We start from the raw sequence: 13104 nt of genomic DNA, 5'->3' as shown, positions 1-13104 counted from the left end.
ATTATAGCATATTATAAATTACAATTAAGATCGTAAGTAGTTCTATTGATAATGACTTGCAGACTTACGCCTGTTTCCAAGAAATCGTTATTCTTAAATATAGCGTTTATTTGTGCAGAACCAGCGTTATCAACCGGATATAATACAGTGATATATCTGGATGTTTGTTCTGCTGTTTTCGTCATATTCACAGAAAAGGCCTTTCTTACAGCTTCTATTCCCGGAGTATAAGATACTTTTCCGTTCGAAGAGGAGGTCGTTATCGCATTGTTGCTAAATGTCTGTATAAGCATATTATTACCATCGGCGAAAGCTGTATAAGCCTTGTTTTGATTGGTATCTATTACGACTTCATTGTCATTGCCTTCACATAAATTGAAGTTTAGATTGATCGTGCCGCTTGCCGGTCCGATACCCTCGTCTACAAGTACAAAAAAAGATTTGTCGACAAAGAAGACATACCGTCTGTGCTTCAAATTGTTGTAGCCTTGATTCTCGAATGCAATGATTTCCATATTATTTGCTGCTGTTGCTGTAAGGTTTCTCCCTTTAGCTTCTGTGATGTTTTTGCCATCCAAAGTCATTGTATTATGCACTTTTGTCTGTCTGTACCATTCCCGGCTGCTGTTGTCTCCTCCCGATGTATAGTAGGAGTAAACACCTGTATCAGGGAAGAAATTCCGGCCGTTGTGATATAGTTCGAAAGTACCGTTATCTGGTTGTTTGTGACTCCATACTTTTATAGCCTCTTCCGAGTAATTATTGCTGAGGATCATCATGGTTGACGATTTATTCCAGCCGTTCCTTAATATATAATATCCTGACGAGATAAACGATTTTGGATTAAGATCCGGCTGTTTACCTTGTTTACCGGCAGTTCCCATATATAATAGTTCCTGGTCGTCGGGGAACATTTCTACATAACGGTTGAAGTTCCTTGTGAGAACCGACCTTGTCCATGATGATTGCCGTGTGTCATTGAATCCCGGGACAAGATACCCTCCCGATTTAGAATCGAAGAAATTAGGAAAAGTAAAGTGCATTACTATCTGTGCTGCTTTATGTAAGGACGTATTAAAATCAGCGGGAAAATTTCCAGTTATAGAAGGGTTTGCTTCGGAAAGCTTTATTGTTTCATAAAAATCAGCAATTGCGCTGATATGATAGCTAAAATCCAGCTCATAATGCATACCGTCATCAAGGAACTGCTTTTTTACTTCTTCATCCAAAATACTATAACCTGCGTTCATCCATACAGATGCGTTCCTAAATTCGGGAAACAATACTCCGGCAAATGCGAGAGCATTAGCTTGCGATATGAGTATATTTCCTCCTTGTGTATAAGGATACTTAACAAGGAAATCAGCGTGTTCTGCAAAATGGCACATAAATTCAGAAAACCATTCAGGAGTGAAGTTAACTGAGTTTTTATAGTAATCAAACAATTGAGTCTGACCTACAGTTCGTTCGGCTACCTGAAGTTGCCACCATGTAGTATTGTTTGTTCCTGATTCGGGCATTGGATTACTTATCAACCAGTCTTTATAGACAGATATCCAAGATTGGATATATTTTTCATCGTTTGTAGTCCGGTAAACTTTAGCCTGGGGAACAAACCACTGATGTCTGTGTAATTGTTTCTGATATTCATCATCTGCGCCATCAGGTTTGAAAGTCCAGTCAATTTCTCCTTCTTTATTCAGAGAATATGGTTTTTTTGTTGATGCATCTTCATAATAATTATTTACAAAAAAACGATTGTTATCCAATGCAAAATTGGCCTTCAGTTTGTCGTCTTCACTAACAGTTATATTAATGAGTGAAATACTCGGGTTTTTTATATCTGTCCGTTGCCTGTAATATTCGAGAATAGCCTCCGCTGCATCGTAATATAATTCTGCTTCGTAAAGTTCTTTTGCTTTCTCCAGTCCCAGATAGTTCAAGTCAATAATATCGAAAAGTTTTGCGTTGATAGCACTGTTAGGTTTTGATGGACTGACCCGGCCATTTTCGGGATCTCCTGATTGCTCGGGAATATCGTCGCTGCAACTGCATGTAAGGAAGAGCATTGCCAGAGCAAGAATGTGATGTTTCATGTTTTTATTTTCGTTAGATTTAAGGAAAATTATGTAAGGCAAAGATAAATTCTTCATCAGAAAGATGTAGTTAAATTCATTCATACTAATGTTGAAATTACTCATATTATATTAATTTTATTCAATATAATATCATTTTTATCCAAACGAAATTAGGGGGTAAAACAAAAAAGACAATTTAATAATGTTTGAAAATTAGCTTATCAGAGAAATGGCGACCGGAAGATTTGGCGGAGGATTTGTATTTAAGTCGTTTATATACATTAATTTACCGGATGATCGGCGGATGATGCAGTCCTCTGGCCGGGTATGTGTCGGACAGGGAATATGATAACATAAATTGCATATTTTACATTATAATGGAATTTGTTTTTTTGTTTTGCCGGATGATAAAAAGTTAAATGTGAGGTCAATCCGAATCGAATATACAAAAATGAGGCTGTCTCCTTTGGAGAAATAACCTCTATACATTTAGCATAAGCTTAATTTGAGTATAAGCTACGCCTTCTTATTAAAAGGTTAGAGGTTATTCACATTATGGATGACCTCTACTTTTTATATGTATGTGGATTACATATTCTTTCCGAAATGTAATCGGGCCATTCGTCTAAAGTAATGTTTGTATCCTTATAACTAAGCCTTTTAACAATATCATAATCTTTATTACCAAAATAAATACCGATTGTCTGATAAGCGGGAACAGGAAGGCCTCCTGCCTCCTATTATATACGGAGTCCGTGCAGGCATTTTTCGTACTAAGCGTAATGCTTCTTTATCACAAACTTCAGTAACGGATTTCAATATATCCACTTTCTTCATATCAATGCTGCCATTCTTTAAAGTTACGAATCTGACAACAACAATACCTTCAGTTTCACCATTCTTTACTTTTTTAGGGTATCTGATATTCTTATGAAAGAAAGCAACCATAGTACTATCACCTCCGATAAAACAGGAAACCCTTTCGGAATATATATAAAAGGACGTTCACTTTTAATAGTATCAATACTTCTCAATTCTTCCAATAGGATTGTATCTTTATTCCTGACGGAATCCACTTGGTAAGGAATAATCTTTTTATCTATTTGCGGGTAGGTATACATTGAATATGATATAAGTATGGCTAAAATGAAATATGCTCTCATGGGAATACATTTTTGATACTACATAAAGATAGAAAAATTTAAGCAGATATTAGATGTATACTTATTTTGCATACATTTTATCATGTATATTTATATGAATAGGAAAATGCCGTAAAATATCATTGTAAAATATAAACGACTGAAATCATCAATATTTTATGAATGAAATAAGAAAAAAAAACATATACTTTTGAGTAAATAAATATATAGTATTTAACCCTTCATAAATACACTATTACGTACAGCACTTTAAGAATTAGGGGATATTTCAAGAAAAGAGGGTTTGTGTATTGCTGAATTTCAATCATTTATACGTAAGGTCTTAAAAAAAGAAAAGGTTGTCATCACGACAACCAATCTTCATTGTTAACCTTAAATCTAATACCATGAAAAACACAGTACAAAGATAAGTGATTTTTATGTTATAAAACATGTTTTGCCGTTTTTCTTCTATATCTTAATATTATTTAACCAAATAACGTCTGAAAATAAAATGAGGCTGCCTCAAAAGTAAAATTACACTATCAAAGTGTTATCCTCTTTGTCATCCTGAGTGCAACGAAGGATCTCATTCCTCAGGAAAGGAGATGTTTCACTCCTGTTGGCTCCGCCGATTTGCAATTCAACATGACAACCAACGGTCACAGGAGCGTAGCGTATGTAAATAGATATAAGAAAATACTTTTGAGACAGCCTCATCCATTATATAATCAGCACGATATTACATCATGCCACCCATACCGCCGCCCATTGGAGGCATTGGAGCTGGATTATCTTCTTTCTTATCAGCGATGATGCATTCTGTAGTAAGGAACATACCTGCGATAGATGCCGCGTTTTCGAGAGCTACACGAACAACCTTAGCAGGATCGATAACACCTGAAGCATTCAGATTTTCGTAGACATCTGTACGTGCATTATAACCGAAATCATCTTTTCCTTCACGTACTTTTTGAACGACTACCGCACCTTCTTTTCCGCTGTTAGCAACTATTTGGCGAAGAGGTTCTTCGATAGCACGTTTTACGATTTCAACACCTGTAGTCTCATCTTCGTTCTCACCCTTCAGATTTTCGAGAACGCTGATAGCGCGGATATATGCTACACCACCTCCGGGAACTGTACCTTCTTCGATAGCAGCGCGAGTAGCGGAAAGGGCATCATCCACACGGTCTTTTTTCTCTTTCATTTCTACTTCCGACGGAGCGCCTACATAAAGAACAGCTACACCACCTGCCAATTTAGCAAGACGTTCCTGCAACTTTTCTTTATCATAGTCAGATGTAGTCTTTTCCATCTGAGTTCTGATTTGGCCAACACGAGCGGCAATAGCATCTTTAGCGCCGGCGCCGTTCACGATGGTTGTGTTGTCTTTATTGATTGTAACTTTGTCTGCTGTACCGAGCATGTCGATCGTAGCGGCTTCCAGTTTAAGACCCCTTTCTTCAGAAATTACAGTACCTCCTGTAAGGATAGCGATGTCTTCCAACATTTCTTTGCGGCGGTCGCCGAATCCGGGAGCTTTCACCGCAGCGATTTTAAGACCCGCGCGAAGACGGTTAACCACAAGTGTAGTCAATGCTTCCGAATCGATATCTTCCGCGATGATAAGTAATGAGCGTCCCGATTTAAGAGCAGATTCCAGGATTGGAAGAATATCTTTCAACACAGAGATTTTCTTATCATGGATCAAGATATATGGATTTTCCAGATCTGCTTCCATTTTTTCTGTATCAGTTACAAAATAGGGAGAGATATACCCTCTGTCGAATTGCATACCTTCTACTACATCTACGTAAGTATCAGTACCTTTAGCTTCTTCAACTGTGATTACGCCTTCTTTTTTCACTTTACCCATAGCCTCCGCGATCAGTTTACCGATAGTTTCGTCGCCATTTGCAGATATTTTAGCTACGTGTTCTATTTTTTGCAAGTCGTCACCCACAGCTATCGACTGAGATTTGATATTTTCCACAACTTTAGCCACAGCTTTGTCGATACCACGTTTCAAATCCATTGGGTTTGCGCCGGCAGTAACGTTTTTAAGACCTACGCTAACGATAGACTGAGCCAATACAGTAGCGGTAGTTGTTCCGTCACCGGCATCATCATTTGTTTTCGAAGCTACTTCTTTTACAAGCTGAGCTCCCATGTTCTGAAAAGCTTCTTCCAATTCTATTTCTTTAGCCACTGTCACACCGTCTTTAGTGATGTGAGGTGCACCGAATTTCTTTTCGATGATCACATTACGGCCTTTTGGCCCAAGTGTCACCTTTACTGCATTAGCCAATGCATCAACACCTTTTTTTAGCTCGTCGCGAGCATCTATGTTAAATTTAATTTCTTTTGCCATAATATTTTTGAGTTTATATGTTTTTTAGATTTCTAGTTTACTAGTAATTTATTTAGTAAAATTATGACTAGTAGACCAGTATACTTTCAACTAGTACACTGAATTAGATAATTGCAAGAATGTCAGACTGACGCATGATGAGGTAAACCTCGCCCTCAAGTTCGATTTCTGTTCCGGCATATTTACCATAAAGAACCTGATCTTTCGGTTTTACGACCATTTCTTCGTCCTTTGTTCCGTTTCCTACTGCAACAACTTCACCCTTTAGAGGTTTCTCTTTAGCTGTATCCGGGATAATAATTCCTCCTACACTTTTTTCTTCAGCAGCGGCAGGTTTAATAAGCACTCTGTCTGCCAGTGGTTTAATACTCATGATTTTTAATTTTTAAAATTGTTATATTATAATTTTGACATATTCTGCTTTGAAAGCAGCGAAATGTGTGCCAAAAACGGTTTCTGCTTTTTTGACAGTGTTCAAACTATTCCATGCTGACAAGTAGTCATTTTTGACATAAAAAAAAGAAATGGAGAACAAAGATAATGAAGATAGGCAGAATAGAATATTATATAGGGCAACCGCATCAAAATTTATTTCTTTTTCCGGATTGCTTCACTATCTTTGGGGATTTCGGGTTGAAATGTTCGGAAATAGCCTGTTTGGCTATGCGGTACTGGAGAAAATACAGGGATGATTATCACTGTTTTACGCGGTCAATATATCAATTACAAATTTTAAAGCTTATGGGCTGTAACATGATTATTGCTTATATAGCGTATCAGATACACGATTTCTTCTTTTTCTTTATATCTTGTGAAAAAGACATACCATTGCGTCCTTTTACTTTTTCGGAAAACGGCATAATACATCCCTTTCCCATACCGGCTGAAATATTCCGGAGCAGGCTTCTTTGTCCTTGTATGCAAGGTTGTTTTTATGTCGCCCAATAAATCATCCACATATCTTTAGCGCATCCTCCTCAAAACCGAAGTATTCCTTTTCATACAGGATTGTAGATAATTCGTTAAAGTAACCGAGAACTTCCGGAAGAAATATTATCCTCATTTCTTATCCTGTCCGTATAGTTTCCGTATATGTTTTTTAGCTCCGTCAGAAAATTCTTCCATGGTGATTGCCCGGCGAAAGTCTTCGTCCGGTTCCAGATATTCCTGCTTTGTTAAAACAAAAGTCTCATTCCTTCCCCTTTGGATAACTATTTGTTCCTTGGATGCCAGATCAAGGTATTTTTTCATATTGTTGCGTAATTCCGCCGAACTGATTACCCTCATAACTTTATTTTTTAGATGTACATCATAGTGTACAAATATAGATATATTTTTCCGGAAAAAATATAAGCAAGGTCAAAATATACTTGTCCGTTCGCTGATTTCATCGGAAAAGAGCTGGCTATGTAAAAGGGCTGAATGCGGATTATTACCGGACCAAAACATCCACTTACATAAAAGTTTTATTCATTTTATCCCTTGTATCCGATTCTTCTATCACCTTGAAATAGTGTTTATATATAATTGGCTCGCTATTACCTGCATATGATGCCACAACAGCCGGGTGATAACCATCGTAAATCATTTTAGTAATAAAAGAACCACGGGTATTCATACTCCTTGGATTTTATAACCAAAAAGGCACTAAAATCGCTACACATGTTTACTACACATTAGAGAGGGGTATTTTTCCAACTACGGTCTATTTTAAGAAAAGAACACCGTTTTAACGGTAACATAAACCAATATTTTTCGAGTGAATATCAACAACTTACGAAATCAATTACTATAAAGTATAAAAAAGAAAAGGTTGTCTCACGACAACCAATCTTCATTGTTAACCTTAAATCTAATACCATGAAAAACACAGTACAAAGATAAGTGATTTTTATGTTATAAAACATGTTTTGCCGTTTTTCTTCTATATTTTGACATTATTTAACTAAATATTTCATTCCGAAAGTTCTTTAGGAGACTTAACTCCCAATTCTTTAAGCATTTCGGCTTGTCTTATTAAATTCCCATTGCCTTCTTTTAGCTGAGAGAATGCCTTATCATAAGAACCCTGAGCCTTTTCTATATTCTTACCAACTTCTTGCAGGGTCTCTACGAAACGAACAAATTTCTCATAGAGAATTGCTCCTCTACGGGCTATCTCCTGAGCATTACGACTTTGACTTTCCCGTTTCCATAAGTCAGCGACTACCTTCAATGAAGCTACCAGATTTGTAGGATTAATGAGCAATATTCGTTTACGATAAGCATAATCCCACAACGCGGAATCTAGCTGCATGGCCAATATATACGCCGGTTCGTTAGGAATAAACATCATTACAAAATCCAGCGACTCCACATAATCCTGATATGCCTTATTGCTCAACTCATCAATATGCTGGCGAACTGAAATTATATGCTCTTTTTCTGCAATAAGTTTGTCTTTGTCTTCATCTGCCTCAACATATTTCACGTAAGCCGTCAAGGAAACCTTCGAATCTATTATAATCTTACGCCCACCCGGATATACAACAATCACATCCGGTTGCATATATTTATGCTGATTGTTTTGTATCCTTTCGCCCTTTTCATTTGCGATAAATTCCTGAGTAAAATATTCCGCGCCTTTTTTCAATCCCGACTTTTCTAAAATAGATTCCAGGATCATTTCACCCCAATTGCCTTGAATCTTACTACTGCCCTTCAACGCCTTCGTCAGATTATTGGCATCTTCACTGATCTGATTATTTAAAGCGACCAATTCTTTAATACGCTCCTCCAAAGAAAAACGCTGCTTAGATTCCTTATCGTAAGTTTCCTCTACTTTGGTCTTAAATTCAGCCAATTTTTCATTTAAAGGCTTCAGTATCGCTTCCATATTCAATTTGTTGACATCAGTAAACCGCGATGACTTTTCTTCGAGAATTTGATTTGCTAATAACTGAAAATCTTTGTTTAACTGGTTACGTGTATTTACCAATTCCTCTTGCTGAATCCGCAGTTGGTCTTCTTTCGATTGCAACAGTCCTTTTAATTCGGTAATTTCCCGAACATAATCGAGTTGTTCATTCTTTAAGTGATCTTTAGCTTGCAATAAGCGAGTTACCTCATTTTTCAAATCAATTTCCCGCGATTTATTACTTCTTTGGAGAAAGAAAATAAAGATAATTGACAGTACTAATACTATTGACGCATAAACTAATTCCATATCTAAGGTGTTATTTTAAAAGGCGAAAGTTATTTAAAATATAAGCTTTAACAAAATTTGCCTGAAAAAACTTGTGAACAATGCCTTGCTGAGATATTTTTGCTTCTTATTTTATAGATGAAAATAATATACAATAAACATTTTCCACCAAAAGGGTTTGGCGCAATAAACTTATTCGGTTTAATTATAGCGCGTAAAGGATACGGCGTATTAAATGATATTGAAAAAAATCATGAAAGGATACATACGCGGCAAATGCTGGAACTTATTATCATCTTTTTTTACATAGCTTACATATTCGAATGGATTATAAGATTAATTCAATATAGAGATAAAATAAAAGCATATCAGAATATTTCATTCGAAAGAGAAGCTTATGCTCATATGTATGATCCCGATTATCCCAAAAAAAGGAAGTTATTTGCTTTTATTAAATATTACAGAACAATATGAACCGGCTTTTATACATGCTTTTCATTGCCATAACAGGAATATCATGTATTCAAGGCCAAAATAAAACAGAAGAAAAAAGTATGCAATATAACAAACTAACCCCCGAAGAAGAGCGGATCATTATTCATAAAGGGACAGAAGCCCCATATACGGGAGAATATATCAACAATAAGCGAAAAGGTGTATACGTATGCAGAAAATGTAACGCTCCACTATACAATTCTTCAGATAAATTCGACTCACACTGTGGTTGGCCTTCTTTCGACGATGAAATCAAAGGCGCAGTTACACGAGTTCCTGATCCGGATGGTATGCGTACAGAAATTATCTGCAACAACTGCAAAGCCCATTTGGGGCACGTTTTCCTTAATGAAGGATTCACAGCAAAAAATACCAGGCATTGTGTTAATTCAATATCGTTAAAATTTATAGCAGAAGAAAATAAAATGATAAGAAAAGCTTATTTTGCCTCAGGATGCTTCTGGGGAACAGAATACTATTTTATGAAAGCTAAAGGGGTGTCTCATACGGCCGTTGGATTTATGGGTGGACATGTAGAGAATCCGAGCTACGAACAGGTTTGTCAGAAAAATACCGGACATTTGGAAACAACAGAGGTTGAATATGACATAACTAAAACCTCTTATGAGGAATTGGTCAAGTTGTTTTTCGAAACTCACGATTTTACTCAAATTAATGGACAAGGGCCAGACATAGGGCCACAATATTTGTCATGCGTTTTTTATACTGATAATGAAGAAAAAGAAGTGGCGGAGAGATATATTAAAATACTGGAAAATAAAGGTTATAAAGTAGCAACTATGCTAAAACAAGCTTCGATATTCTGGAAAGCAGAGGATTATCATCAGCAATACTATGAGCACAAGGGAACAAAGCCTTACTGCCATGTATATAAACAAATATTCTGATTGTAAAATTTTGTCACTTTATTCTCTATATTCAAACGATTCGCATTATTTTTGCCGATCAACTAAATCGAACTTAACTGAATTATAAAAATAATTATTATGCTTAAAACAATTTTATCTGTTTCCGGTAAACCAGGACTTTACAAATTACTATCTAACAGTAAAAATATGATTATTGTAGAGTCATTGATAGATAAGAAAAAAATCCCTGTACATCCACGGGACAAGGTTGTGTCTCTTGGCGATATATCAATTTATACGGAAACGGATGATGTACCTCTGAAGAATATACTTCTTTCGATGAAACAAAAGGAAAACGGAGAAAAGGCTTCTATGGCTCCAAATTCAAAACCTGAAGAATTAAAAAAATATTTTGAAGAAGTATTACCCGAATTCGATAAAGACAGAGTATATCCTACCGATATAAAAAAAATGATAAGTTGGTATAATATTTTAATTGAATCCGGTATTGATTTCGAGGCTGAGGAAAAGATAGCCGGCGAAGAAACAAAGGAATAAGACAGGCTTATGCAAGATAAATAACTTCAGAAAACTGAAATCGTTCTTGATATATAAAAAAAGAGTGGAAAATTTCCACTCTTTTTTATTTGTATTTTACTCTTTACCAAATTACTCAGCAAAGAAAATTGCAACACGGTTCCATGCATTTTCAGCATATGGTTGTTCTGTATCGCCTTTCCACTCAACTGTCACACGGTTGCTAGCAATGTTGTATTTGTTTATCAACGCATTAGCTACATTTTTAGCACGTTTTTCAGAAAGTTTCATATTGATAGAAGCTGTTCCAGTTTTCTTGTCAGCATAACCTACAATTTTCACTTTTTTGCTAGAGTTATCTTGTAGATATTTAGCTGTGTTGAAAATGCTAACTTCTTGGTTTTTGTCGATAACTGCGCTACCAAGACGGAAGAATACTACGTTAGAAACGAAAGAACCTTCTTTTTTGTCAGAATCTCTGTAAACAATTTTTTCTTTCTCTACGATCTTCTCAATCGGAGCACGATTTTTTAGTTGTTCGTTTTCTTGACGAAGTCTGTTGATTTGGTTGTTCAAATCATCGATTTGCCCTTGATCACTAAGCAATGCTTCAGAAAAGTCACCTTTACCAAGTTTGAATACCAAGCTAGCAGAAGCACCAACAAGACCATCATAAGATTTACCACCAGCGCCATTAAAAGATTCTTTAAGCAACGCAGCTGATAGATCGATATCTAAAGCTACCCTATTAGACAATCTGAATTTGTTGATAATACCACCATTGATAGTAAAGTTTCTTTGCTTACCCTGATATTTTTTATCATGTAATTTATAATCCCAACCGTAACCAAAACCTACTCCTAAATAAGGAATAAAGCTATAAAAACGGTTTTCGTTATATTTTCCAAGATAATTAGAAACATTCCACAAAAAGTCAACTTCTCCAGCTACATATTTGCTGTGAATCATAGATTTTGCATCATTGATGAAATTATGCAAAGCCCCACCCTGAACTTTCAAACGGCCTCCGATAAACGGATTGTACCATTTTCCAACCTGAATAGTAGGAGCCACAGTAAAACGGTTCAAAAAGTCCGCGTCAGCATTGCTATCACCCAATACAAAATTTGCGCCAGCACCAACACCGACAAACCAATTATCCCAAAAACCATTATCAGCAAAAGTCGTCATACGACCAGGTTTAGTACTAAATCCACTGTCCTGAGCAGATATAGTAATAGCCGCAAAAACCAAAACTAAAAGTAAACTTACTTTTTTCATAATCAATCTTTTTAATTATAATTAAACACTCTTTTTTCTCTTAATTATCTTTTGTATACCAAGTATACAACATATTCAGACCCATCTCAATGTCAACTTTATGCCGCCATCCTAACGAATTGAGTTTTGACACATCTGACAATTTCCTCATTGTACCGTCAGGTTTTTCTGTGTTAAACCATAAATCACCTGAGAAACCAACTATATTTTTTATAAGTTCCGCAACATCTTTTATAGATATTTCAACTCCAGTACCTATGTTGATATGAGTATTTTTAACTTCTTTATCCTTTATAACGTTGTTTAAGTCTAAAAAGTTTACAGACTCCATCACAAAAACCGTTGCATCACCCATTTCCTGACTCCACAGGAATTCTCTCATTGGAGTTCCAGATCCCCATAATTCGACTTGAACTTTATCACCCAATTTTCTCACACCATATTTTTCGAGAACTCTCAATACATCTTTTTCTTGCGAATTACCGGTAACATCTTCAATCGGACGCATATCCAAATCTTTCCGAATAAGATCCCACGCATTGTTTTCAATACACTTTCCTAAATGTACCTTTCGTAGAATAGCCGGTAACACATGAGATGTTTCCAGATTAAAATTATCATTCGGGCCATACAGGTTAGTCGGCATCACTGCGATGAAATTAGTACCATATTGAATATTATAACTCTCGCACATTTTTAGACCTGCTATCTTAGCTATGGCATATGGTTCATTCGTATATTCCAGCGGTCCGGTCAACAGATACTCTTCTTTTATTGGCTGACCGGCCTCTTTGGGATAGATACAAGAACTCCCCAAAAATACTAATTTTTTTACACTATTTACATATGACTGATGAATAACGTTATTTTGAATCATCAGATTTTCATATATAAACTGTCCTCGATATGTATTATTTGCAATAATTCCGCCGACCTTTGCCGCAGCTAAGAATACATATTCAGGCTTTTCTTTTGCAAAAAATTCATCAACAGCTTTTTGATCTGTAAGGTCTAATTCCGCATGGGTTCTCAATACAAAATTTGAATATCCTTTATTCTTAAGACTTCTAAGAATTGCAGATCCAACGAGCCCACGATGACCGGCTATATATATTTTAGCATTCTTTTCAATCATCAATCTCTC

16 protein-coding genes are annotated in these 13104 nt (G+C 36.1%); 4 read left to right on the top strand and 12 right to left on the bottom strand.

Annotated elements, in window-relative coordinates:
* Positions 1 to 11: 11 nt before the first annotated feature.
* The 6 genes from hepC to ACYPZI_RS03725 form a co-directional block, all read right to left on the bottom strand.
* On the bottom strand, positions 12 to 2096 hold the full coding sequence (gene hepC / locus ACYPZI_RS03750) for a heparin-sulfate lyase HepC (RefSeq protein WP_459598737.1): 2085 nt from the start codon (positions 2094 to 2096) through the stop codon (positions 12 to 14).
* 663 nt (positions 2097 to 2759) lie between these two features.
* The gene (locus ACYPZI_RS03745) at positions 2760 to 3026 is read right to left on the bottom strand and encodes an energy transducer TonB (protein ID WP_459598735.1); all 267 of its coding nucleotides are present in this window, start codon (positions 3024 to 3026) and stop codon (positions 2760 to 2762) included.
* Positions 2981 to 3241 (bottom strand): hypothetical protein, encoded by a 261-nt coding sequence (locus ACYPZI_RS03740; RefSeq protein ID WP_459598733.1) that lies wholly within the window; start codon positions 3239 to 3241, stop codon positions 2981 to 2983. The genes ACYPZI_RS03745 and ACYPZI_RS03740 overlap by 46 nt, the downstream gene beginning before the upstream one ends.
* A gap of 516 nt (positions 3242 to 3757) precedes the next feature.
* The gene (locus ACYPZI_RS03735; protein WP_459598731.1) at positions 3758 to 3940 is read right to left on the bottom strand and encodes a hypothetical protein; all 183 of its coding nucleotides are present in this window, start codon (positions 3938 to 3940) and stop codon (positions 3758 to 3760) included.
* Between the two features lie 22 nt (positions 3941 to 3962).
* A complete protein-coding gene (gene groL / locus ACYPZI_RS03730) occupies positions 3963 to 5594 on the bottom strand; it encodes a chaperonin GroEL (protein ID WP_459598729.1) in 1632 nt (543 codons plus the stop codon).
* A 103-nt stretch (positions 5595 to 5697) separates the two neighbouring features.
* A complete protein-coding gene (locus ACYPZI_RS03725) occupies positions 5698 to 5967 on the bottom strand; it encodes a co-chaperone GroES (protein WP_459598727.1) in 270 nt (89 codons plus the stop codon).
* A gap of 151 nt (positions 5968 to 6118) precedes the next feature.
* Between ACYPZI_RS03725 and ACYPZI_RS03720 the strand changes: the two genes are divergently transcribed.
* A complete protein-coding gene (locus ACYPZI_RS03720; protein WP_459598725.1) occupies positions 6119 to 6286 on the top strand; it encodes a hypothetical protein in 168 nt (55 codons plus the stop codon).
* Positions 6287 to 6326: 40 nt separating this feature from the next.
* Here the strand turns inward: ACYPZI_RS03720 and ACYPZI_RS03715 are convergent, their stop codons facing one another.
* From ACYPZI_RS03715 to ACYPZI_RS03700, 4 genes are all read right to left on the bottom strand, one after another.
* Positions 6327 to 6551: a hypothetical protein gene (locus ACYPZI_RS03715; RefSeq protein ID WP_459598723.1), complete on the bottom strand. Its 225-nt coding sequence runs from the start codon at positions 6549 to 6551 to the stop codon at positions 6327 to 6329.
* 102 nt (positions 6552 to 6653) lie between these two features.
* A complete protein-coding gene (locus ACYPZI_RS03710; RefSeq protein WP_459598721.1) occupies positions 6654 to 6881 on the bottom strand; it encodes a hypothetical protein in 228 nt (75 codons plus the stop codon).
* Positions 6882 to 7047: 166 nt separating this feature from the next.
* Entirely contained in the window at positions 7048 to 7212 is a 165-nt protein-coding gene (locus tag ACYPZI_RS03705) for a hypothetical protein (protein ID WP_459598719.1), read from the bottom strand.
* Positions 7213 to 7548: 336 nt separating this feature from the next.
* Entirely contained in the window at positions 7549 to 8799 is a 1251-nt protein-coding gene (locus ACYPZI_RS03700; protein ID WP_459598717.1) for a DNA recombination protein RmuC, read from the bottom strand.
* A 117-nt stretch (positions 8800 to 8916) separates the two neighbouring features.
* On the opposite strand from ACYPZI_RS03700, the gene ACYPZI_RS03695 reads away from it, so the two are divergent.
* The 3 genes from ACYPZI_RS03695 to ACYPZI_RS03685 all read left to right on the top strand — a co-directional run bounded on the left by ACYPZI_RS03695 (position 8917) and on the right by ACYPZI_RS03685 (position 10700).
* A complete protein-coding gene (locus tag ACYPZI_RS03695) occupies positions 8917 to 9252 on the top strand; it encodes a hypothetical protein (protein WP_459598715.1) in 336 nt (111 codons plus the stop codon).
* On the top strand, positions 9249 to 10181 hold the full coding sequence (locus ACYPZI_RS03690) for a bifunctional methionine sulfoxide reductase B/A protein (RefSeq protein ID WP_459598713.1): 933 nt from the start codon (positions 9249 to 9251) through the stop codon (positions 10179 to 10181). The genes ACYPZI_RS03695 and ACYPZI_RS03690 overlap by 4 nt, the downstream gene beginning before the upstream one ends.
* Positions 10182 to 10280: 99 nt before the next feature.
* Positions 10281 to 10700 carry a DUF5606 family protein gene (locus ACYPZI_RS03685; protein ID WP_459598711.1) on the top strand — a complete coding sequence of 140 codons (420 nt, stop codon included), beginning with the start codon at positions 10281 to 10283 and terminating at the stop codon, positions 10698 to 10700.
* 111 nt (positions 10701 to 10811) lie between these two features.
* Here the strand turns inward: ACYPZI_RS03685 and ACYPZI_RS03680 are convergent, their stop codons facing one another.
* Together ACYPZI_RS03680 and ACYPZI_RS03675 are read right to left on the bottom strand one after the other, a co-directional pair.
* Positions 10812 to 11960 (bottom strand): OmpA family protein, encoded by a 1149-nt coding sequence (locus ACYPZI_RS03680; RefSeq protein ID WP_459598709.1) that lies wholly within the window; start codon positions 11958 to 11960, stop codon positions 10812 to 10814.
* Positions 11961 to 12000: 40 nt separating this feature from the next.
* A complete protein-coding gene (locus ACYPZI_RS03675; protein WP_459598707.1) occupies positions 12001 to 13095 on the bottom strand; it encodes a GDP-L-fucose synthase family protein in 1095 nt (364 codons plus the stop codon).
* Positions 13096 to 13104: the final 9 nt, after the last annotated feature.

The organism is Dysgonomonas reticulitermitis, from assembly GCF_054601275.1.
This window is presented reverse-complemented; position numbering and strand designations above follow the sequence as displayed.

What these genes read in the sequence shown, in the direction of transcription:
- hepC (WP_459598737.1), bottom strand. Translation starts at nt 2,096, where the DNA reads ATGAAACATCACATTCTTGCTCTGGCAATGCTCTTCCTTACATGCAGT.
- ACYPZI_RS03745 (WP_459598735.1), bottom strand. Translation starts at nt 3,026, where the DNA reads ATGGTTGCTTTCTTTCATAAGAATATCAGATACCCTAAAAAAGTAAAG.
- ACYPZI_RS03740 (WP_459598733.1), bottom strand. Translation starts at nt 3,241, where the DNA reads ATGAGAGCATATTTCATTTTAGCCATACTTATATCATATTCAATGTAT.
- ACYPZI_RS03735 (WP_459598731.1), bottom strand. Translation starts at nt 3,940, where the DNA reads ATGAGGCTGTCTCAAAAGTATTTTCTTATATCTATTTACATACGCTAC.
- groL (WP_459598729.1), bottom strand. Translation starts at nt 5,594, where the DNA reads ATGGCAAAAGAAATTAAATTTAACATAGATGCTCGCGACGAGCTAAAA.
- ACYPZI_RS03725 (WP_459598727.1), bottom strand. Translation starts at nt 5,967, where the DNA reads ATGAGTATTAAACCACTGGCAGACAGAGTGCTTATTAAACCTGCCGCT.
- ACYPZI_RS03720 (WP_459598725.1), top strand. Translation starts at nt 6,119, where the DNA reads ATGGAGAACAAAGATAATGAAGATAGGCAGAATAGAATATTATATAGG.
- ACYPZI_RS03710 (WP_459598721.1), bottom strand. Translation starts at nt 6,881, where the DNA reads ATGAGGGTAATCAGTTCGGCGGAATTACGCAACAATATGAAAAAATAC.
- ACYPZI_RS03705 (WP_459598719.1), bottom strand. Translation starts at nt 7,212, where the DNA reads ATGAATACCCGTGGTTCTTTTATTACTAAAATGATTTACGATGGTTAT.
- ACYPZI_RS03700 (WP_459598717.1), bottom strand. Translation starts at nt 8,799, where the DNA reads ATGGAATTAGTTTATGCGTCAATAGTATTAGTACTGTCAATTATCTTT.
- ACYPZI_RS03695 (WP_459598715.1), top strand. Translation starts at nt 8,917, where the DNA reads ATGAAAATAATATACAATAAACATTTTCCACCAAAAGGGTTTGGCGCA.
- ACYPZI_RS03690 (WP_459598713.1), top strand. Translation starts at nt 9,249, where the DNA reads ATGAACCGGCTTTTATACATGCTTTTCATTGCCATAACAGGAATATCA.
- ACYPZI_RS03685 (WP_459598711.1), top strand. Translation starts at nt 10,281, where the DNA reads ATGCTTAAAACAATTTTATCTGTTTCCGGTAAACCAGGACTTTACAAA.
- ACYPZI_RS03680 (WP_459598709.1), bottom strand. Translation starts at nt 11,960, where the DNA reads ATGAAAAAAGTAAGTTTACTTTTAGTTTTGGTTTTTGCGGCTATTACT.
- ACYPZI_RS03675 (WP_459598707.1), bottom strand. Translation starts at nt 13,095, where the DNA reads ATGATTGAAAAGAATGCTAAAATATATATAGCCGGTCATCGTGGGCTC.